The organism is Catellatospora sp. NPDC049111 (genome assembly GCF_040648615.1).
GTDB classification, from domain to species: domain Bacteria; phylum Actinomycetota; class Actinomycetes; order Mycobacteriales; family Micromonosporaceae; genus Catellatospora; species Catellatospora aurea.
Genome location: NZ_JBEZEB010000020.1, coordinates 36,546 through 56,578, shown reverse-complemented (window position 1 = coordinate 56,578; position 20,033 = coordinate 36,546). Strand labels below are relative to the sequence as shown.

Annotated in this window: 19 protein-coding genes; 6 read left to right on the top strand and 13 right to left on the bottom strand. The window is 69.8% G+C overall.

Annotated elements, in window-relative coordinates; genetic code table 11:
* Window positions 1–9: 9 nt before the first annotated feature.
* Window positions 10–420 (bottom strand): hypothetical protein, encoded by a 411-nt coding sequence (locus AB0B66_RS25085; protein ID WP_360534389.1) that lies wholly within the window; start codon window positions 418–420, stop codon window positions 10–12.
* A gap of 189 nt (window positions 421–609) precedes the next feature.
* Between AB0B66_RS25085 and AB0B66_RS25080 the strand changes: the two genes are divergently transcribed.
* Together AB0B66_RS25080 and AB0B66_RS25075 are read left to right on the top strand one after the other, a co-directional pair.
* The gene (locus tag AB0B66_RS25080; protein WP_360534387.1) at window positions 610–1,224 is read left to right on the top strand and encodes a hypothetical protein; all 615 of its coding nucleotides are present in this window, start codon (window positions 610–612) and stop codon (window positions 1,222–1,224) included.
* A gap of 121 nt (window positions 1,225–1,345) precedes the next feature.
* A complete protein-coding gene (locus tag AB0B66_RS25075) occupies window positions 1,346–2,005 on the top strand; it encodes a DNA alkylation repair protein (protein WP_360534385.1) in 660 nt (219 codons plus the stop codon).
* A 15-nt stretch (window positions 2,006–2,020) separates the two neighbouring features.
* Here AB0B66_RS25075 and AB0B66_RS25070 read toward each other — a convergent pair whose 3' ends face one another.
* Window positions 2,021–2,989: a helix-turn-helix domain-containing protein gene (locus AB0B66_RS25070; protein ID WP_360534383.1), complete on the bottom strand. Its 969-nt coding sequence runs from the start codon at window positions 2,987–2,989 to the stop codon at window positions 2,021–2,023.
* Window positions 2,990–3,285: 296 nt separating this feature from the next.
* On the opposite strand from AB0B66_RS25070, the gene AB0B66_RS25065 reads away from it, so the two are divergent.
* Together AB0B66_RS25065 and AB0B66_RS25060 are read left to right on the top strand one after the other, a co-directional pair.
* Entirely contained in the window at window positions 3,286–3,780 is a 495-nt protein-coding gene (locus tag AB0B66_RS25065; RefSeq protein ID WP_360534381.1) for a peptidoglycan-binding domain-containing protein, read from the top strand.
* Between the two features lie 218 nt (window positions 3,781–3,998).
* Window positions 3,999–5,090, top strand: a complete 1,092-nt coding sequence (locus tag AB0B66_RS25060) for an LPXTG cell wall anchor domain-containing protein (RefSeq protein WP_360534379.1) — start codon at window positions 3,999–4,001, stop codon at window positions 5,088–5,090.
* 173 nt (window positions 5,091–5,263) lie between these two features.
* On the opposite strand, the gene AB0B66_RS25055 is transcribed toward AB0B66_RS25060, so the two are convergent.
* From AB0B66_RS25055 to AB0B66_RS25040, 4 genes are all read right to left on the bottom strand, one after another.
* Window positions 5,264–6,022, bottom strand: a complete 759-nt coding sequence (locus AB0B66_RS25055) for a GNAT family N-acetyltransferase (RefSeq protein ID WP_360534377.1) — start codon at window positions 6,020–6,022, stop codon at window positions 5,264–5,266.
* Window positions 6,023–6,153: 131 nt separating this feature from the next.
* Entirely contained in the window at window positions 6,154–7,335 is a 1,182-nt protein-coding gene (locus AB0B66_RS25050; RefSeq protein WP_360534375.1) for an ABC transporter permease, read from the bottom strand.
* The gene (locus AB0B66_RS25045; RefSeq protein WP_360534373.1) at window positions 7,332–8,027 is read right to left on the bottom strand and encodes an ABC transporter ATP-binding protein; all 696 of its coding nucleotides are present in this window, start codon (window positions 8,025–8,027) and stop codon (window positions 7,332–7,334) included. Before AB0B66_RS25045 ends, AB0B66_RS25050 begins: the two co-directional genes overlap by 4 nt.
* The gene (locus AB0B66_RS25040; protein WP_360534371.1) at window positions 8,024–8,290 is read right to left on the bottom strand and encodes a hypothetical protein; all 267 of its coding nucleotides are present in this window, start codon (window positions 8,288–8,290) and stop codon (window positions 8,024–8,026) included. The genes AB0B66_RS25045 and AB0B66_RS25040 overlap by 4 nt, the downstream gene beginning before the upstream one ends.
* Window positions 8,291–8,871: 581 nt before the next feature.
* On the opposite strand from AB0B66_RS25040, the gene AB0B66_RS25035 reads away from it, so the two are divergent.
* On the top strand, window positions 8,872–9,972 hold the full coding sequence (locus tag AB0B66_RS25035; RefSeq protein ID WP_360534369.1) for a glycoside hydrolase family 11 protein: 1,101 nt from the start codon (window positions 8,872–8,874) through the stop codon (window positions 9,970–9,972).
* 273 nt (window positions 9,973–10,245) lie between these two features.
* The gene (locus AB0B66_RS25030; RefSeq protein WP_360534367.1) at window positions 10,246–11,202 is read left to right on the top strand and encodes a cyclase family protein; all 957 of its coding nucleotides are present in this window, start codon (window positions 10,246–10,248) and stop codon (window positions 11,200–11,202) included.
* An 83-nt stretch (window positions 11,203–11,285) separates the two neighbouring features.
* Here the strand turns inward: AB0B66_RS25030 and AB0B66_RS25025 are convergent, their stop codons facing one another.
* The 7 genes from AB0B66_RS25025 to AB0B66_RS24995 all read right to left on the bottom strand — a co-directional run bounded on the left by AB0B66_RS25025 (window position 11,286) and on the right by AB0B66_RS24995 (window position 19,932).
* Window positions 11,286–12,374 carry a mandelate racemase/muconate lactonizing enzyme family protein gene (locus tag AB0B66_RS25025; RefSeq protein WP_360534365.1) on the bottom strand — a complete coding sequence of 363 codons (1,089 nt, stop codon included), beginning with the start codon at window positions 12,372–12,374 and terminating at the stop codon, window positions 11,286–11,288.
* Between the two features lie 23 nt (window positions 12,375–12,397).
* The gene (locus AB0B66_RS25020; RefSeq protein WP_360534363.1) at window positions 12,398–13,006 is read right to left on the bottom strand and encodes a GDSL-type esterase/lipase family protein; all 609 of its coding nucleotides are present in this window, start codon (window positions 13,004–13,006) and stop codon (window positions 12,398–12,400) included.
* Window positions 13,007–13,046: 40 nt separating this feature from the next.
* Window positions 13,047–14,219 (bottom strand): ROK family transcriptional regulator, encoded by a 1,173-nt coding sequence (locus AB0B66_RS25015; protein ID WP_360534361.1) that lies wholly within the window; start codon window positions 14,217–14,219, stop codon window positions 13,047–13,049.
* Window positions 14,220–14,326: 107 nt separating this feature from the next.
* Window positions 14,327–15,664 carry a sugar ABC transporter substrate-binding protein gene (locus AB0B66_RS25010; protein ID WP_360534359.1) on the bottom strand — a complete coding sequence of 446 codons (1,338 nt, stop codon included), beginning with the start codon at window positions 15,662–15,664 and terminating at the stop codon, window positions 14,327–14,329.
* Between the two features lie 88 nt (window positions 15,665–15,752).
* Entirely contained in the window at window positions 15,753–18,143 is a 2,391-nt protein-coding gene (locus tag AB0B66_RS25005) for a glycoside hydrolase N-terminal domain-containing protein (RefSeq protein ID WP_360534357.1), read from the bottom strand.
* Entirely contained in the window at window positions 18,143–19,045 is a 903-nt protein-coding gene (locus AB0B66_RS25000; RefSeq protein ID WP_360534355.1) for a carbohydrate ABC transporter permease, read from the bottom strand. The genes AB0B66_RS25005 and AB0B66_RS25000 overlap by 1 nt, the downstream gene beginning before the upstream one ends.
* Window positions 19,042–19,932, bottom strand: a complete 891-nt coding sequence (locus AB0B66_RS24995; RefSeq protein ID WP_360534353.1) for a sugar ABC transporter permease — start codon at window positions 19,930–19,932, stop codon at window positions 19,042–19,044. Before AB0B66_RS24995 ends, AB0B66_RS25000 begins: the two co-directional genes overlap by 4 nt.
* Between the last annotated feature and the right edge of the window lie 101 nt (window positions 19,933–20,033).

Below are 20,033 nucleotides of genomic sequence, written 5' to 3'. Positions count from 1 at the left end.
CCTTGGCGATCAGTCGGACGCGCCAACGGCGCGGAGCGAATCACCCAACTCGCCGACGAGCCGTCGAGGATGCCGACGCCACCACCACATGTCGGTGGGATCGAAGTCGCTGATCCGATGGAAGTGTGACAGCGCCTGACCGTCATCGAAGATGGTTGCCTCTTTGAACCGATCATCGAGCGATCTGATCCGCGGAGTCCAGACCGTTATCACGCGATCAGTGACCAACGGCCATGCTTTGTGGAGCCAATTCCGGCTATAGAGATCGTTGGCGTACTCCTCGACCATGTCGCCGTAACCGCCTTCTACCTCACTCACGAGCGATGCCCACTTGTCGACCATTTCCGACACAGTGAATGCCTTGCGCCAGCCGCGTTGATGCAGCACCTCGCTGGCGGCTTGCTCACCGTGTGGCTCCATGGCGATGAGGCTCCCACGACGCGGATCTTCGGTCCATCAGCTTTCGGCCCTCGAGGGTGGCCGGGAGGTAAACGGACCGTCAGCACCATCCACAGCGTCGGCTACCAGGTGACAGCAGGTCGAAGCGGACCGGATGGTCCCGCCGCATCGTGTTTGGCGCATCACCTCCTGAGCTGGCAGGATGCGCCCGTGACCACGGACATCTACGGCTGCATCGAAGTCCGCTATCCGTTCGCAGATCATGAGTACTGGTCGGACGAAGAACCGTGGACCGTGGCCATGGACCTGTTCCCGTTGCTCACCGATCAGGACTACGCGGCGTTCGGCTGCCTGTTCGGTGTACGCAACTACCAGGGATGGATACCACTGGCCGAAGCCCGGGGGCTGCCGGCCGATGCGAGCACGGAGCTGCGCGACAGGATCGCGAAGTTCGATCCGAACGACATCCATGGTCTGACGTGGGTGGGTTGGGGAGAACTCAGGGATCTCGACATGGCGGTGCAACCACCCGTGTCCCGGGGATGCATCCGACTTCACGAGAAGGCCTCGCATCGCAGGTGGTGGGTCGGCGATCTGTGGCCAGCCGAGATCATCGAACAGTTCGGCCGACTGCCGTGGGGCGACGTGCCCGGCGACACCTACGGCCGGCACGAGGTGCCCGGGGCAGTGCTGACGTACGACCCCGGCAGCCGCGCCGAAGTGATCGGATCCGGTAGCGGATGGGAACACGTGTTCGCCGTCATGAGCGCACTGGCGGGCAAGTTCGGCGACGACGGCGTGCGCCTGGTCGTCCACTTCGATTGAACATGGCCGCCCGGCCGAGGGGTGTGTGCGGGCAGCAACACTCGTCTCCCGAGCCTGGCAGTAGGCGAAACGGGTTGGTCAATGCGCGGGAGCGTGCCAGGGACACGCAGGACGTGGTCTCATGCTCGATATGAACCTCACCGCGGCCGAATTTCGCGAGCGGCTCGGCGGGTTGCGGTCCGCGGACGGCACGCTGCCCATGCGCGAGATCTTCAAACTCGCCAAGGAGTACGCCCAGCTGCCACCGACCGAGATCGAGAAACTCCTCGAAGGGGCGACCCACGAGGAGCGGGTCGGCGCGGTCAGCGTCATGGGCCACCAGGCGCAGCGCAAGCAGACCACGCCAGACCGCCTGCGCGAGCTGTACGAGCTCTACCTGCGCCGCACCGACCGGATCGCGACCTGGGACCTGGTGGACGTGAGCGCCCACCACGTCGTCGGCCGCCACCTGTTCGACAAGCCCCGCGACGTGCTCTACGGGTTGGCCCGGTCGCCGCTGCCGCAGGAACGCCGGATCGCGATCTTCTGCACGCTGCACTTTCTGCGCCAAGGGCAGGTTGACGACACCTTCGCCCTCGCCGAGATCCTGGCCGACGACGACCATCTGATGCTCGCCTCGACCACCGGGGGCATGCTCCGCGAGGCCGGCAAGACCGACCGAGCCCGGCTGCTGGGCTACCTCGACCGATACGCCGCCACCGCGCCCCGCGTACTGCTTCGCGCGGCGATCGAGCACTTGGAGCCCGAGCAGCGGCGGCACTACCTGGCTATCGGCCGCTGAGCCGCGCGGCGGCTGTCATGCGGCGGAGCGCGGGTGGTTCTGGTTGCGCCAGGCCCGAGGCGAGATTCCGTAGGCTTGTTTGAACACCTTGCTGAAGTGCGTCGCGTCGATGAAGCCCCAGCTTCGCGCGATCGCCGCGATGGCCCGTAGCCGACCGTTCGGGCCGGCCAGCTCGCGCCTGCATTCGGCCAGGCGGCGTGTGCGGATCCAGTCGCCGAGGCTGATGCCCGACCGGGACAGCACAGCGTAGAGGTGACGTACGGAGATGTTGTGCACGGCGGCTATCCGTGCCGCGGACAGATCCGGATCAGCCAGATTCTGCCTGACGTAATGAGTGATGCGCAGGCTGAGGGTCGCCTCCAACGGTGCCTTGGCCAGGCTGGAGCTGCCGTGCTGGGACGTCAGGACGGCACGGAGGAGTTCGACGCTGGGTTCCACGGCGGCATCGGCGTGCCCGCCCTGGTGCAGCTCGCCGTCGACGACGAGTTGACGGAAGTAGGTGGAGGCGAGGCGCGCGAGGGGGTTGTCGGATCCCAACGTGATCGAGGTGGTGTCTCGTATCAGCCGGTCGGGGAGCGCGAGCGCCGCGCGGGGGAAACGCACGAAGTGGTGGTCGACTCCCTCGGCGAAGCTGAGTGTGTAGGGAGCGATCGACTCGTACACGGTGAATTCCCCTGGCCCCAGTGTGCACTCGCGACCGTTCTGCGCCACGAGGCTGGTGCCCGTCACCTGCAAGCCGAGGAAGACGGCCGGTTCCTCGTCCACCCGGGCCAGCCGCTGCGTCCGGTGGACGGTGACCGCCGTCGCCCGCGCCGAACAGATCCTGACGGGACCGATGGCGCTGAGACCCATGCGGACGGAGATGTCCTCAGCCGCAGGCCGGTGGTCGATGTCGACCGCGACCACGGAATCCCACACCGCATGCCGGATCGCCTCCTCCCGGTCGTGCGGCGGGATGAACGCCGTGTCCAGGACGGGACTCATGAGGCAGCCCGTCGTCTGCGTCGCTCATGCAGGCGGTTTGACGGTTCCCCCACACGTACTCCCTCGACAAGTCCGGTCCCCGACGGATCCCTGATGAGTCTGCCCGCAGGGCAACGGCTTCGACCCGGCAGGCGCAGGATCTCGCGTGATGCGGCACGACTGAAGCGGTGCATCGTAGACAAAGTTCCCTGCACGGACGGCAAAGTCCGAAACCCACGATAACCCTATGGTTCATGGCAAGGCCGTCGCTGAGGCGAGATCACCGACAGAAGGACTGCACCGTGCAACGAGTATCCATGACGCTCCGCAGACGGATCGGATTGTTGGGAGCTTCGGCTCTCCTCATCTCCGCCGGTCTGGTAGCCAGCCCGATGGCGGCTGCGCCGGCCCACGCCGCCTACGGTCCGTGCAACACTACGGTGCATCGCACCGATGGACTGGCCGTCAACAACTACTACGTGGTTCCCGCGCGTACCGGCAACGGTCTCAGCTGTTACATGCAGTGGCAGACGGGCAGCCCCAACGCGGTGGAGGCGCTGCAGTGGGCCATCCTTCGCTGCTACCGCACCACCCCTGCCGCCCAGCGCATCCGCGACACCGGAGGGGCAGACGGCGCCTACGGCACCGGCACGGTGGATGCCGTTCGGTGGCTCCAGGCAAACCGCCTCGGCGTGAGCGCCGACGGCGTATTCGGGCCGGAGACCCGTCAGGCGATGGAGTGGCCGGACTACTGGCGTGATCCCCGAAACGGTGAGGTCACCTTCATCGACTGCTATAACCCGCCGTTCTAGTCTCGCAACGTATGCCGACGCCGGCCTCCGCACGGAGGCCGGCGTCGGCGCCGTTCGACATCAGGGCCGTGGTGTCGCCACGTGATCGACGACCGACTGGCGAACGACACCAATGCCCCAGACGGCCACAACTGCGACTACCGCCCGTTGCGCGAAGATGATCTCTCCGTTATCGTCTGCCTGCCTTTGCTCTTGAAGCCTTTCATGGGGGAACAAACGTGGCACGCATTCGCCGACGGCTGCCTCTGCGCGCCGCCGCATTCCCGGGCGCCCTGCTCGCGGCACTGATGGGAACCGCCGTCCTCGCGACCCCGGTCGCGGCGCAGCAGACCAACCCGAGTGTCCCGGTGAGTGGCATCAACTCGGTCGGCGATGTCGTCGCCACCCGCGACACCCTGATCGTGGACAAGGTCGTCATGGCGATCGGTCACGTCGGCACGCAGCAGGTCACCTTCCGATTCGACCTGGACACGACCCAGCTGGGCGCACCGGCCGGGTTCCTGGCCGACCAGGCCGATCCGGCCTGCCGGGCGCTCGGCGTCGCGCCGGCCGCCACCGTGGAGTGCACATACACCAGGGAAATCACCGCCGGTAAGACCGAGGAGTTCTCCTTCCGTCACCGGATCTCTCCGCCCGGCCCGCCCGGCCAGCCCCAGGTCAAGATGGCCGTCACTGTCGGAGAAGGCTCGCCGATGGGCGTGACCCTCAGGGCGGACCGGGTCAAGCCGGAGTCCGACTTCGTGGTGACCACGGCCGCGCCGGCCCAGGGGCACGTCGGCGACACGGTCAATTTTGAATGGACCCTCACCAACGTCGGGCTGGACGCGGTATGGGACTCCCCGGGCATGATCAAGCTGACCGCGCCCGCCGGCACCGAATTCCTGCCGCTCGCGCAGATCACCATGCCAGAAGACTTCGGTTGCATCAGCCGTACCGCGTCCAAGACCTCGATGAGCTGCTGGTTCAACGTCGTGCACCCGGGGGCGGCGAACGCGCGTCGCGTCACCTGGCCGCTGAAGATCGTGTCAGCGACCGTCGGCGAGGGAAGCATCAACGCGACGCTTTCCAACCCGAACGGCCAGCACCCCGAGAACGACTACGAGGACCCGACCCCCGCCAACAACACCGCCGCGATCCGGGTATCGGTGCTGGCCTCCGGTGAGACGGGCACCGCCAGCCCTTCGCCCGACACCGAGGGTCAGTTGCCCACCACCGGCTCCAACACGGGTCTCATCATCGGCATCGGCCTGGCCGCGGCGCTGGGCGGCACGCTGCTGGTGTTGATCACGCGACGACGCTTCGCAGCCTGAGCTCCACCGGCACGGCGCGCACCAGCGCGCCGTGCCGGTAACGCACGCAGGCGCATCGCCACCCTGCAGGCGAGCAAGGAAGGTGAGCCGGTCTACGCGGGCATCGGCTTCGAAACGGCGGGACGCTACCGCATCCACGCTCGCGAAGTAACCGGCGGCAGCACCGACGCCGTTCAGGCGGCGGTGAACATGGCCCACGTCTCCACCAGGCGAAATCCCATCGACTCGTACAGCTTCCAGCCGTCCGCCGAGGGATTGAGGTACGCCACCCGGGCGCCTGCCCCGAAGCCGTCTGCCATCACTCGCGCGGTCAGCGCGCGGCCCACGCCTCGGCCGCGGGACGACGGCACCACGGCGATGTTGAACACCCCGACCGTGCCGCGGCCGCAATACCCCAGCCCCGTCCCGACCGGCACGCCGGACTCGTCAGCCAGATAACCGGTGACCCCCGGCGAGTCCAGGACCCGGCCGCCCATCAGGGTGCCGAAGGTGCCGTCGGGCACTTCGAAACCCGCGGTGAGCGTATCGGTGTAGATGTCACTGGCCGCCGCGTCGATCGCGTGCACCCACGATCGCCGCTCATCGCCGACGAGCACGGCGTCCTCGGCGGCGCAGGCCATCACCGGTAGGCCGCCACGCTTGAGCAGGCCGTGCCGGGCCGCGAGGTCGGCGACCTCGTCGCCCGCGCCGCGGACGATGACCGACCAGGGGACACCCAGCCTGCCCACCTCGGCAGCCAGGTCTTCCAGCGATGTCAGATCCGGGTCGGGGGAGATGCTGAACGCGACGTTCAGCGACGGGATGGCGGTCCGAGTCACGCCCGCCCGGACATTGCCTTGCTCGGCGTACCAACCCTGCGGGGTGGTCTCGCAGATGCCGCGAATCGCGTCGGACCACGCTTCTGCGAGCACATCACTGTCAACGGGCGTCACGGTAGAAGAGCTCCCGGAAGTCATCTAGAACCAGCTGCCGACCAGTGAACACGGCGGGTCGGCGACACACGCCATCGGGTCCTGGCAGGTACAAGGCACACCCGACCGTCAGGACGCCGACCGGAGCCCCGTTATTCAGCGCGCAGAGCGGGCACGGGGTCCAGCCGGGCGGCGCGCAGGGCGGGCAGGACGCCGAAGACCAGTCCGACGCCGGCCGCCACGCAGAACGACAGCAGCACCGCCCACCCGGTCAGCAGTGTCGGCAGGGGAGTGAAGCGCTCGACGGCGACCGTTGCCCCCGCGCCCAAGGCGATGCCTAGCACCCCGCCGATACTGGTCAGCAGTACGGCCTCGGCCAGGAACTGGGCGGTGATGTCGGCGGGTCGGGCGCCGACGGCCATGCGCAGGCCGATCTCGCGGGTGCGTTCGCGGATCGACACGAGCATGATGTTGGCGACGCCGACGCCGCTGACCAGCAGCGAAATGCCCGCGGTGGCGCCGAGTACGCCGGTGAGCACCGCCAGGATGTCGCCGAGCACGGACAGGATCTGGTCCTGGGTGACGACGGTGAACTCGCTGTCGGGGTGACGTTCGGCCAGCTCGGCGACGATCCGGTCACCGAGCGCGGTCATAGTGGCCGGGTCGTCGGCACGTACGGCCAACCCGTCCACCCGGGTCGTGGCGAACAGCCGCTGTGCCGTGGTCAGCGGGATGTGCACCTCGTCGTCGCGGTCCACGCCGAGACTCTGCCCGAGCGGCGCGAACACCCCGGCCACCCGGAACCGCACCCCGGCGACGGTGATCTGCCGCCCGACCGGGTCGGTGTCGCCGTAGAGGGCACGGGCGACCGCCGCGCCCAGCACCGCGACCCGGCGGGCGACGTCCACGTCGGAGCGCGTGAGGTAGCTGCCGCGCGCCAGGTCGCGTACCAGCACGTTGCGGTTGTTCTCCAGCACGCCCGCGACCGTGGTGAACGTCTTGGCGGTGCCGGCCTGGACCATCTCGCCGGAGGCGACCGAGGCGGCGACCCGCGCGGGGTCGCCGACGACCCGGGCGACCGCGTCGACGTCGGCCAGCTGCATCCGGGACCGGGTGGGCATGTTGAACTCCACCTTGCCCGGCAGCACCAGCAGCAGGTTCGAGCCGAGCTGGTCGACCTGCCCGGCCACCTCGCGGCGGGTGCCGTCGCCAATCGCGATCAGCACCATCACCGAGCTGACCCCGATGACGACACCGAGCATGGTCAGGCCGGCCCGCAGGCGTGCGGCGAGCAGTGCGGCGGCGGCGACGCGTACCGCTTCGGTGATCCTCAACGGGTCTCCCGGTGCGTGTCGTCGACGATGCGGCCGTCGCGCATCACGATGCGGCGGGCGGCGCGGGCGGCGATGTCGCGGTCGTGTGTGACGATCGCCAGGGCCACGCCGCGCTCGGCGTTGAGTTCGGTCAGCAGGTCCAGCAGCTGTTCGCCGGTCGCGGAGTCGAGGTTGCCGGTGGGCTCGTCGGCCAGCAGGACCGCCGGCTGCGTGACCAGGGCGCGGGCCACGGCGACCCGCTGCTGCTCGCCGCCGGACAGCTGGCCCGGCTGGTGCCGCGCCCGGTCGGCCAGGCCCACGCGGGCCAGCATCTCGGCCGCGCGGCGGCGTCGCTCGTCGCGGCGTACGCCGGCGTACACCAGCGGCAGTGCGACGTTGTCCAGGGCGCTGATCCGCAGTTGCAGGTGGAAGGCCTGGAACACGAAGCCGATGACGCGGTTGCGGATGCGGGCCAGGTCGGCCTGCGGCAGCCGGGTCGTGTCCTGCCCGTCGATGAGCACCCGTCCCGAGGTGGGCCGGTCGAGCCCGCCCAGTAGTTGCAGCAGCGTCGACTTGCCTGAGCCCGACGGCCCGGTGATGGCCAGGTGCTCGCCGCGGGCCAGGGTCAGGTCGACCGCGCGCAGCGCGGTGACGCCGGTCTGGCCGATACGGTGGTGGCGGGTGGCCTGGCGTGCTTCGACGATGCCGGTCACTCGACGGTCATTCCGTCGACGATCTGTGCCAGCCCGCTGACGACGACGCGGTCGCCGTCGGTCAGGCCTTCGAGGATCTCCTGCCGGTCGCTGCCGCCGGCACCGGCTTTGACCAGTTGCTTGAGGGCCTTGCCGGCGCGCAGCACATCCTTGACCGTGATCTCCGGATGGGGTTCTTCGTCGGCGGCCGCGGCCAGGATTAACGGCATCGCCGCGGCGGTGAGGCCGACGGCGGCGCGACGGGCGGGCAGGGCACGGATCACGGCGGCCAGCATAAGCCATGAAACGGTCATCAAGGCCTATATGGGAACAGGGACAGGCTTGCGCCCGTGCTGCTGCTCGCCCGGCGGTGGCACCTGTGGGCCGTGCCGGCTTCGTTGTATTCCGGCTGCGATCCCGGCCAGGCGCGTGCCGTATGCCAGGCCGCGGTCTCGTAGGTGACGTACCCGCCCGTCGCGGAAGTCGACTTGCCGGCGGCCGGGCGGTCCTTGCGGTCGGGCATGTGCTCGCGCTGAAACTTCCGGAATCTCGGATGCTCTGGTCACATGGCAGCATCCTCACGTTGGGTGGGGTGGATGCGGCGGCGTTTCGCCGATAATTTCCGGAAGTTGTTGACAGGTTCGGCGGGACGGTCCAATACTGCGAGCATCGATGATTGTCGACGATCGGCGGTCCTCGGCCATGGCCATGACCTGGCACCTGGCTGTCGACCGGACCACGCCCACGCGTCACCGGCACGCTCCGCCGTTCCCTGACGGCCGCCCGCCCGGACGGCCCCGACGGCATCGAGTCGATTCCCCGCAGCCTTGCCCGCTGGCTGCCCTTTCGTGAAGGAAACACTCGCGTGAACGACCAACCGTCCCTCCCGCTGCCGCGCAGGCGCAGCCGGGTCAACGCGCTCATCGGCGGCGCGTGCGCCGTCGTGCTGGCCGCAGCGTCGATCGTCGTGGCCGGCACGGCCCATGCCGAGGCCGACCGGACCATCACCTCGAACTCCACCGGCTACCACAACGGCTTCTTCTACTCGTACTGGAAGGACAACGGCAACGTCACCATGAACCTGGGCGCGGGCGGCCAGTACAGCGTCCAGTGGAGCAACATGAACAACACCGTCGTCGGCAAGGGCTGGAACCCCGGGTCCAGCCACACGGTGAACTACTCGGGCAGCTTCAGCCCCAACGGCAACGGTTACCTGGCGCTGTACGGCTGGACCACCAACCCGCTCATCGAGTACTACGTCGTGGAGGACTTCGGCAGCTACAACCCGAGCACGGGCACGACCCGGCTGGGTTCGGTCACCACCGACGGCGCCACGTACGACATCTACCGCACCCAGCGGGTCAACCAGCCGTCGATCATCGGCACCGCGACGTTCTACCAGTACTGGAGCGTGCGCCAGCAGCACCGGACCAGCGGCACCATCACCACCGCCAACCACTTCAACGCGTGGTCGCGGCTGGGCCTCACGCTGGGCACCCACAACTACCAGATCATGGCGACCGAGGGCTACCAGAGCAGCGGAAGCTCCAACATCACCGTCAGCGAGGGCGGCAACCCGCCGGCCAGCCCGAGCGCGTCGGCCAGCGCGAGTCCCCGGCCGAGTGCGTCGAGTTCGCCTGGCGGCGGCAGCGGAGGCTGCCGCGTGACCAACGCGCTCAATCCGTGGAACAACGGGCTGACCGACAACATCACCATCACCAACACCGGCTCGACCGCCGTCAACGGCTGGTCGCTGCGCTTCACCCTCGCCTCCGGCCAGAACATCACCTCCGGCTGGAGCGCCACCTACTCACCGACCAGCGGGCAGGTGACCGCGACCAACGTGAACTACAACGGCTCGATCCCACCGGGCGGGTCGACGACCATCGGCTTCCAGGCGACCCATACCGGCAACAGTTCCGCGCCCACCGGGTTCTCCCTCAACGGAACCGCCTGCGGCAGCTGAACCGCGCCGACGGCAGAGCCCTCGCACCATGCACGGCCCCGGCCGGCGGAGCCACCGCCGGCCGGGGCCGTGTGCGAACTGGTCGAGGCTGCCGCGGTTCGCGCGCCGGCCGGGCGTTTGTCAGCGGGCGTGTTGCTCGTGCCGACCGGCCGACTGTCCGCCCGTCGATGTAGTGTCAGGCCCGCTCATGAACGGGCGGCGGTCATGCCGAAGGCGAGGGCGGAACGTCCCCACCTGCGGGGCCCCGGGCGGTGCGACCGGAGGAGTCGAGGGATGACGGCAGGCCGACCGATGCCCACACAGGACGACGTGCTCGGGTACTTCGACACGCTGTCGAACTGGGGGCGCTGGGGTGACGACGACGAACGCGGCACCCTGAACCACATCGGCGACGACGTCCGGCTGGCGGCGGCGCGCGCCGTGCGCCACGGCAGGAGCGTGTCGTGCGCATGGGAGGTCGTCGTGCCCGACGACATGGAGCGGTCGACGACGTCGTGCCCGTGCGCCGCTGACATGCCGGGCGCCGAGAACATGCCGGTGGCCGCCTTCCACGCCGACCGGCGCTGGGGCTTCTCCTCCGAGCGGCTCGGCATCACCTTCCACGGCAACACCATCACCCACCTCGACTCGCCGTGCCACATCCTCTGGGACGGCAAGATGTACAACGGGCGCCCGCACGCGCTGATCGACGGCGCGACGGGATCGGCGTGGGCGGCCGTCACCGCGGCGGCGGACGGGATCATCACCCGTGGTGTCCTCCTGGACATCGCACGGGTCCGCGACGTGCCGTGGCTGGAGCCGGGGCAGGGCGTGACCCCCGACGACCTCGAGGAGGCCGAGCGCCGCCAGGGCGTTCGGGTGCGCCCCGGCGACGCGGTGCTGCTGCGGACCGGCTACGGCCGCTTCCGGCACGAGCGCGGTGCGGCCGGCGGTTTCACGCAGGCCGGCTGGCACGCGTCCTGCCTGCCCTGGCTGCACGAACGGCAGGTCGCGCTGATCGGCGCCGACACCCCCCAGGACGTTCAGCCCTCGGGTTACCCGGACGTGCTGATGCCGGTGCACGCCGTGAGCCTCGTCGCCATGGGACTGTGGATGCTCGACAACTGCGACCTGGAGGCCTGCGCGTCGACGGCAGCCGAGCTCGGCCAGTGGGACTTCCAGCTCGCGGTCGCACCGGTCCGTTTCGCTGGCACGTCGGGCAGTCCGGTCAACCCGATCGCCACGTTCTGACCGCGGGGAGGAGACGACCGGCAGCAGACCCGGAAGGCGTCCGGCGGCTGTCGGTCTCGGTTCCTACCAGGTCGGCGGTGCTGTCAGGTGGTACGCAGGTTGTCGATGGCGTCGAGATCCCAGTCGATGCCCAGGCCGGGCTGTGCCGGTGCGAGCGCGTGCCCGTCGGCGACCTCGATGCCGGACCTGGTGATGGCGCGCAGCTGGGGGATGTGCTCCAGGTAGCGGCTGTTCGGCACGGCGGCGCACAGGCTGACGTGCAGCTCCATCAGAAAGTGCGGGCAGATGGCCACGTTGTGCGCCTCGGCCAGGTGGGCGATCTTCAGCCAGGGTGTGATGCCGCCGACGCGCGCCACGTCGGCCTGCACGATCGTGGCCGCGCCCCGGGTGAGGTATTCGGCGAACTGGCCTGCCGAGTACATCGACTCGCCGACGGCGATGGGGATGGCGGTGGCCCGCGCGAGCCGCTCGTGGCCGGCGATGTCGTCGGCGGGTAGCGGCTCCTCCAGCCAGAACAGGTCGAGGTGCGCCAGGGCCCGCGACCGCCGGACGGCTTCGGCCAGCGTCATCGACTGGTTGGCGTCGACCATGATGTCGAAGCTCGGCCCGAGTGCGGAGCGTACGGCGGTGAGCCGGTCGACGTCGTCGGCGAGCGACGGCTTGCCGATCTTGACTTTCACGCCGGTCATGCCCGAATGCTGCGCGGACCGGGCGCCTTCGACCAGCTCGTCGGGGCTCAGGTGCAGCCAGCCCATCTCGGTGTCGTAGAGCGGGATCCGGTCCTTGGCGCCGCCGGCCAGCCGCCACAGCGGCAGCCCGGCCGCGCGTGCGCGCCAGTCCCACACGGCGGTGTCGACGGCGGCCAGCGCCAGCGAGGTGATGGCCCCGACGGTGGTGGCCCGGGTGGCGCCGTGCAGGTCGCGCCAGATCGCCTCGGGGCGGGCGGCGTCCTGTCCGAGCAGGCGGGGGAGCAGGTAGTCGGTGAGCATGGCGAGCACCGCGGTGCCGCCGGTGCCGATGGTGTACGCGTAGCCGCGCCCGTGCCCGCCGTCGGCGGTCTCGATCTCGACGAAGATCGTCTCCTGTTTGAGGAACGCCTGGACGGCATCCGTGCGCGGCACTTCCACGGGAAGGTCGACCAGGTAGGCAGTGGCGTGGGAGATCACTGACATGGGGTGCTCCTTCGGTGGCCGGGTCAGGGCCGCTGTAGTGCGGTGACGGCGGGTCCGGCGTGCCGCAGCCACAGCGCCGCCAGCAGCGCTGTGCCGTGTTCGCCGGGGTGGAAGCCGTCGGGTGCCACGGTCGCGGCGTCGCCTGCGGCGTTGAGCGCGGAGTCGGCGGGGACCAGGACCGCGCCGTAGTCGTGGGCGAGGGCGCGTACGACCTCGATCTTCGGGTCGAGATCGGACCGCCAGGATCGCTGCTCGGCGTCGACGGGCAGCAGGAACGGCTCGACGAGCACCAGCCGTGTCCCGTTCGCGGCGAGCGGGTCGAGCAGGGCCCGGTAGTTGGCGTCGAACTCCTCGGTCGCCATCGGGTCCGCGCGGTGGTATCGCCGCCACGTGTCGTTGATGCCGACGAGCACGCTGACCAGCGCCGGGCGTTCGGCGAGCACGTCGGTGTCCCAGCGGGCGAGCAGGTCGCGGGTGCTGTTGCTGGTGATCCCGCGGTTGAGCCAGCGTGCTTTCGGACCGACGGCCTCGGCGACGCGGCGGACGTAGCCGTCGCCGAGCCCGTCCGGGTCGTCGTGGCGGCCGCTGTCGGTGATGCTGTCGCCGATGAACAGGACGGTCGGCGCGGTCATGGCGTCCTTCCGGGGTCGACGGGGTCGGTCGGCTGCGGGCTCAGTCGCGGTTCTCGGCCAGTCGCCGGATCGCCGACGCGGACGCGCCGCGGGCCCAGTCCTCGAAGGTGTGCGGGCGGGTGACGATCCTGCACCGGGCCGCCGCGCCGAAGGCGTGTTCGGCGAACGCGGCCCGCAGGTGCGCCTCGAACAGGTCGAAGTCGCTGACGGCCTCGCCGCCGATGATGACCAGTTCGGGTCCGGTGAGGTTGACCAGCGTCGCGATCGCGGTGCCGATCACGGTCGCCGCCTGCTCGAACGTGCGCACCGCCAGCGGGTCGCCGTGGTGTGCCAGGTCGACGACCTCGCCGATCGACAGTTGCCTGCCGTGCCCGCGCGACACCTCGGCGACGATCGCGGGGGTCCCGGCGACGGCCTCGACGCAGCCGCGTCGCCCGCACGGGCAGGTCCGGTCCGGTGAGGTGAGCGGCAGGTGCCCGATCTCGCCGGCCACGCCGTAGGCGCCTTCGACGACCTCGCCGTTGACGTGCAGCCCGCTGCCGATGCCGCGGCCGATCGTGACGATCGCGAACGAGGCGGTGCCCACACCGACGCCGAACCAGTGCTCGCCGATGGTCAGGGCGCGTACGTCGTTCTCCACGAGCACGTCGCGGCCGAGCCGCTCGGTCAGGATCGCCGCGAGCGGCACGTCGGCCCAACCCATGATCGCCGACTCGCGGACAGTGCCGCCCTGCGTGTCGACGTCGCCGGAGACCGTGACCGCGACGGCGCACAGCCGCCGGGCGTGCTCGCCGAGCAGGCCGACGAGCCGGTCGGTGGTGGCCGCGATGGCATCGACGACGGTCTCGAGCTTCGTGTCGTCCAGCGGCCGGCGGTCGCTGGCCAGGATGCGGGTGGTCAGGTCGGTGGCGACGCCGACGACCTCGTCGGCGTTGACTTTGATGCCGAGGCAGACCAGCGCGTCGGGCACGACCATCAGCGGGTTCGCGGGGCGTCCCGGCTGCCCGTCGCGTGGGGACTGCAGGCGGTCGGAGACCAGGCCGACGTCGATGAGCGGCGCGACCGCCTTGGTGACCGCGGCCTGGGACAGGCCGGCCAGCCGGGCGATGTCGATGCGGCTGATCGGACCCCGGGTGAGGATGGCCTTGAACACCTCGGCGGCTGCGGCGGAGGCTCCTTGCAGCAGTGCGACGGCGGCGCCTGGTTCGTTCATCGGGGATCCCTCGTGGTGTGGATGTGCGTGCGGTGGCGCGTGATCCAAGCAATACCGTAGAGGTGCGGGGGCGGGCGCGAACGCCGTTCCCACCCCCGCACCGGGTGTCACTCGGCGAGGATCTCCTCGGTCTTCTTCGCCATCTCACCGAACACGTTCTTGTCGCGCTCACCGCTGAAGTACGCCTCGAACAGCGGCTTGATCGTGTCGGCGAGTTCCTGGCCGTTGGCCGTCGGCGGGGCCGCCCACAGCTCGCCGTTGTTCAGCGCGTTGACGAAGCCCGACAGGTCGAGCCCCTGGGCCTTCTGCGCGTCGACGGCGGCCTGCAGCGACTTGGCGATGGAGGGCAGGAACGTGGCGTCGACGCCGGCGGCCGACTGGCACGCCTCCGATCCCATGTAGGTGACCCACTTCCACGTCGCGTCGAGGTTCTTGGTGCCGACGTAGATGTTGTTGGCGTTGGAGTTGGAGATCATCGAGCGGCCCTTCGGGCCCTTGACGGTCGGCGCGATGCCGACCTTGACGCCCGGGATCTTCGTGATCGAGGTCGCGTCCCAGGTGCCGCCCTGGATCATCGCGACGGTTCCGGAGCCGACCTGCTGGCTGCCGGAGACCGTCAGCTGGCCGTAGGCGGGCATCAGGCCGCGGTCGCCGAGACCGCGCACGTACTCGAGGGTCTTGACGAACTCGGGGCTGTCGTACTGGAAGCGGGTCGGCCACGCCGGCTTGTCGCCCATGCGCCAGCCCAGGGTGGACACGAACGAGTTCCACGAGGTCTGGCCGTTGAAGTCACCGGAGGCGAGGCTGCCGATGCCGTAGGTGGCGACCTTGGTCTTGTCGAATCCGGCCTGGTCGCCGCGGACGCCGTTCTTGTCGACGGTGAGGTGCGCGACGATGTCGTCGAAGGTGCCGCCGTCGTCGGGGTTCCAGGTCATGTTCTGGACCTGCTCGGCGGTCAGGCCCGCCTCGGTCACTTTGGCCTCGTTGAAGTAGATGGCGGCCCCGGCCCAGTCCAGCGGGATGCCGTACTGCTTGCCGTCGGTGTACTTCCACGAGTCGACGCCGATGTTGAAGACCTTCAGGTCGTAGCCGGTCTTCTTGATCAGGTCGTCGAGCGGCATGATCTGCTTCTGGCCGGCGTAGGCGCCCAGCAACGGCACGCTGTTCTGGAACGCGTCCGGGGCGGCCCCGGAGACGAACCCGGCGGTGAGCTTGGTGAAGTAGTCGCCCACACCGTACTGGGAGATCTTGACGGTGATGCCGGGGTTGTCCTTCTGGAAGCCGGGCAGGCACTTCTGGTACGAGGCGGCCTGCCGCTCGTCCCAGGTCCACCAGTTGACCGTGCCGCTGCCGGCGCTGGTCTCGTCGGTGGTCGAGCAGGCGGTGAGCGCGGAGGCGGCGATGACGACGAACGCTAACGCCGATGCGATTCGCTGCGGTTTCACGAGTTCCTCACTGTGGGTGGCGGGGCGCCGTCGCTGACGCCCGATCGGGTGTGCGTGATGTGTTGTGGTGGGTCTGTGGGCCGGGCGTTCACACGCCGGGCAGGATGACCTCGCCGTGCGGCGGCAGGTCCAGTTCGTATGTCTGGCCGTCGTGCTCGACGGTGATCCGCTGCGCGAGCCCGGTGCGGTCGCGGACGGCGGCACGTTCGAGCACGCCGCCGCTCCAGGCAAGGTCGACTTCACGGCCGCCGCGGGCGCGCAGGCCGGTCACCTGACCCTCGGGCCAGGCCGCGGGCAGGGCCGGCAGCAGCCGCAAGCGGCCACCGTGGCTCTGGACCAGCATCTCGGCGATGGCGGCCGTGAACCCGTAGTTGCCGTCGATCTGGAACGGCGGGTGGGTGCTGAACAGGTTCGGCAGCAGCCCGCCCCACTCGGACCCGTCGACCGGGGCGAGCCTGCGGTGGTCGCGGTCGAACGGCGTGAACGCTTCTAGCAGCAGTTCGCGGGCGTGGTCGGCGTCGCCGAGCCGGGCCCGCAGCGCGACCTTCCACGCCCAGGACCAGCCCATCGCGCCGGGGCCGCGGCCGTCGAGGAAACGGCGTGCGGCGTCGGCGAGCTCGGGGGTGCGGGCCGGGTCGATCAGGTCGAGGGGGTACAGGGCGACCAGCGGAGACAGGTGCCGGTGGTGCGGGTCGACGTCGACGGCGTCGGTCGACCATTCGCGCAGCCGTCCGTCGGGTCCGGCGGCGAGCCGGGGGAACCGGTCGAGGGCGGCGGCCAGTTCGGCGTCGATCGGGTCGTCGGCGCCGAGCACGGCGATGGCGGTGCGGGAGCGTTCGAACAGGGCCCGGATCAGGGCCAGATCGGTCGTGGTGGACACGCCGATCGCCTCGGGCCGGCCGTCGGGGCCGACGTACAGGTTTTCGGGGGAGGTCGACGGGACGGTCCGCAGGCCGCCGGTGGCCGGGTCGTCGACGAGCCAGTCGAGGCAGAACAGGGTCGCGCCGCGCATGAGCGGCCAGACGGTGTGGGCGAGCAGGTCGCGGTCGCCGGTGAACTCGTAGCGGTCCCACAGGTTGTGGGTGAGCCAGACGCCGCCCATCATCCACATCGCCCAGCTCGGCCCGCCGTGTCCCATGCCGACCGGCAGGCTCCAGCCCCACAGGTCGCTGTTGTGGTGGGCGACCCAGCCGCGGGCCCCGTAGAGGCGGGCGGCGACCTCGGATCCGGTACGGGCCATCCGCCGCACGAGCGCGGTCAGCGGCTCGACCGAGTGGTCGAGCCCGGCCACCGGCGCGGGCCAGTAGTTCATCTGCGTGTTGATGTTGATGGTGTAGTTGGACGACCAGGGCGGGCGCAGCTCGTCGTTCCAGATGCCCTGCAGGTTCGCGGCGGGTCCGCCGGTGCGTGAGGCGGCTGCGAGCAGGTAGCGGCCGTACTCGGCGAGCACGGTGGCGCGCAGGCCTTCGTCGTCGCCGCGCAGCACGTCGGTGTCGGTGTCCCAGGTGCCGCCGCGCCGGCCGCCGATCGCGAAGCGCGCCCCCGAGGCATGGTCCCGCACGTCGGCGAGGTGCTCGGTGAACAGCTCGTCGGCGGTGCGCCGCAGGGCGGCTTCCGCGGTCGAGCGGGCGTGCTCCCGGATCTCCTCGCGGGAGGAGGTCCGCCAGCCGCCGCCGTCAGGGTCAGCCCACCACAGTGCAGCCCTGCTCGACGTCGACAGTGCGATCAGCAGCCGGCTCGCCCCGCGGATCTGCAGGGTGTCACCGGCGGAACCGTGGGTTCCGTCGCTTCGGACCGCCAGTGCCGCGGTCGCGAAGTGGTCGAATCCGGCACCGTCGAGATACCGGTGTGCGGGTACGACCGAGGGTTCGTGGGCGGGTGCGCCGTCGACCGGCGCGACCACGTCGAGGATCAGCGTGGTCGCGGTGGTGCCGCGTCCGGCTTGCCGCAGCGGGGTCGACAGGCGCAGGTCGACGTCGAGCACGGGGGAGTCGGCGAGGTATTCGACGAGCAGGCAGCCGGCCGGCGCGCTGACGTAGCTGCGTCGGGTGACGGCGATCCCGTCGACGTGCAGCGCCTCGCTCAGGTGTGCTTCGTCGAGGTCGAGCACGCGGGCGGCCCGGCCGGGTGCGGTGGCCGCGCCGCGGGTTTCCACCACCAGGTCGACGAACGGCAGGAACTCCTGGGAGTACGGGCCCTGGAAACTCATCAGCAGCGCTTCGGCCCGGCGCAGGTCCTCGGCGTCGATGGCGGCGCGGATCTCGGCCAGGCGGGCCGGACCGGCTCCGCCCGCGATGAGGTCGTCCAGGGCGTCGGCCGGTCCATCGGGGTGCCCGGACCAGACCGTGGCGTCGTTGACCTGGAACCGGGCCTGGGCGCCGCCGAAGGCCATCGCGCCGATGCGCCCGTTGCCCAGCGGTGTGGCCTCGACCCACTCCCGGGCGGGTCGGGCCCAGGCAAGGCGCAGCGTCGGCGTCATCACTTCACCCCGGAGAAACCGATGGAGTTGACGATGCGCTTGCCGAACACCATGAACAGCGCGAGCATCGGCAGGGCCGCGACCAGCGTCGCCGCCATCAGGCCGGCCCAGTCGGGCTGTGCCTGCGGCGATGACTGCTTGAACACCGCCAGCGCGAGGGTCAGCGGCTGCACGGACTCGTCGCTGGTGACCAGCAGCGGCCAGAAGTAGTCGTTCCACATGCCGATGAAGCCCAGGATCGACAGGGTGATGACGGGTCCGCTGGTCATCGGCAGGGTGATGCCGAACAGCACGCGAAGCCGGCCCGCGCCGTCGAGCAGCGCCGCCTCCTCGATCTCGGTGGACAGGCCGAGCATGAACTGCCGCAGGAAGAAGATGTTGAAAGCGGAGAACAGCGACCCGGGCAGAACCATCCCGGCGAAGGTGTTGAGCAGGCCGAGTTCCTTCACCAGCACGAAGTTCGGCAGCAGGGTGAGGATGCCGGGCACCATCAGCGCGGTGAGGAACAGGTTGAACACCAGGTCGCGGCCGCGCCAGTGCAGGCGGGCGAAGGCGTACGCGGCGATGGTGGAGAAGAACACGATGAGCGCGGTGGACAGCGTCGCGTAGATGACGGAGTTGACCAGGAAGTGGCCGAGTTCGACGGACGCGCCCGAGCCGCCCTCGGCGATGGACTCCTGGGTCGTGGCCAGCCCGAGCACCCGCCGGAACGGTCCCCAGGTGAAGCCCGCGGGCAGGATCGAGTCGGGTTGCGCCATGAGCGCGTAGTTGTCCGACAGCGCGGTGCGCAGGATCCAGTAGAACGGGAAGATCGTCACGAAGAGCACGCCGAGCAGGTACGTCCAGGCGAAGGCCTTGCCGACGGTCCAGCCGCGCCGGCGGCCGGTGGCGGTGGCGGTCATGCGCTGACCTCCGATTCGTTGGCGCGCAGCAGGCGCATCTGCAGGAACGTGATGACGAGCAGGATCGCGAACAGCGCGAACGACATCGCCGAGGCGTAGCCGAAGTCGAACTGCCCGAACGCCTTGCTGTAGATCAGCATCTGCAGCACGTTGGAGGCGTTGGCCGGCCCGCCCTTCGTGGTGACCTGGACGATGTCGAACACCTGGAACGCGCCGATGACGTTGAGGACCAGCACCAGGGCCAGGATCGGGCGCAGCAGGGGCAGCGTGAGCTTGCGGAACATCTGCAGCTCGCTCGCGCCGTCGATGCGCCCGGCCTCGTAGACGGTGGGCGGGATGGTCTGCAGGCCGGCGAAGATGATGATCGACGTGTAACCCATCTGCTTCCACACGTTGATCAGCGCGATCGACGGGATCGCCCATTCGCGGGAGGTCAGGAAGCGCACGCTGTCGCCGCCGAGCGCCTCGATGGCGATGTTGACGATGCCGAGTTGCGCGTCGAGCATCCACGACCACACGGTCGCGGCGACGACCGCGGAGATGAGGAACGGCAGGATGATCAGGCCGCGGATGACGGTCGAGGACGTGAGGCGGTGCAGCACCGCCGCGGTCACGACCGAGACGGCCAGGCTGATGGTCACCGACAGCGCGACGAAGTAGACGGTGACACCCAGCGCGGACCAGAAGACGTCGTCGGCGGCGAGCTTGACGTAGTTGTCGAAGCCGACCCACGTCGGCGGGGTGAGCACCGCGAAGTCGGTGAAGCTCAGGTAGAGCCCGCGCAGCGTCGGGTAGACCGCGAACACCGCGAACCCGATCAGGGACGGCGCGATCAGCACCCACGCCAGCCGGGCGTCGCCGCGGTGAGCGGGGGAGTCCGCGTTCATCGCGCCCCGGCCCCTGCCGCGCCGCCGCCTTGCCTGCTGTGGTGGCCGCGTTTCGCCGGCCGGTGTTTCCAAGAGCGTCATTGGTCCTGCTCCCGCATGTT

Excerpts from the sequence above, each read along its gene's own strand:
- AB0B66_RS25075 (WP_360534385.1), top strand. The coding sequence starts at position 1,346 with ATGCTCGATATGAACCTCACCGCGGCCGAATTTCGCGAGCGGCTCGGC.
- AB0B66_RS25085 (WP_360534389.1), bottom strand. The coding sequence starts at position 420 with ATGGAGCCACACGGTGAGCAAGCCGCCAGCGAGGTGCTGCATCAACGC.
- AB0B66_RS25000 (WP_360534355.1), bottom strand. The coding sequence starts at position 19,045 with ATGACCGCCACCGCCACCGGCCGCCGGCGCGGCTGGACCGTCGGCAAG.
- AB0B66_RS24995 (WP_360534353.1), bottom strand. The coding sequence starts at position 19,932 with ATGAACGCGGACTCCCCCGCTCACCGCGGCGACGCCCGGCTGGCGTGG.
- AB0B66_RS25030 (WP_360534367.1), top strand. The coding sequence starts at position 10,246 with ATGACGGCAGGCCGACCGATGCCCACACAGGACGACGTGCTCGGGTAC.
- AB0B66_RS25065 (WP_360534381.1), top strand. The coding sequence starts at position 3,286 with ATGACGCTCCGCAGACGGATCGGATTGTTGGGAGCTTCGGCTCTCCTC.
- AB0B66_RS25005 (WP_360534357.1), bottom strand. The coding sequence starts at position 18,143 with ATGACGCCGACGCTGCGCCTTGCCTGGGCCCGACCCGCCCGGGAGTGG.
- AB0B66_RS25070 (WP_360534383.1), bottom strand. The coding sequence starts at position 2,989 with ATGAGTCCCGTCCTGGACACGGCGTTCATCCCGCCGCACGACCGGGAG.
- AB0B66_RS25015 (WP_360534361.1), bottom strand. The coding sequence starts at position 14,219 with ATGAACGAACCAGGCGCCGCCGTCGCACTGCTGCAAGGAGCCTCCGCC.
- AB0B66_RS25020 (WP_360534363.1), bottom strand. The coding sequence starts at position 13,006 with ATGACCGCGCCGACCGTCCTGTTCATCGGCGACAGCATCACCGACAGC.
- AB0B66_RS25025 (WP_360534365.1), bottom strand. The coding sequence starts at position 12,374 with ATGTCAGTGATCTCCCACGCCACTGCCTACCTGGTCGACCTTCCCGTG.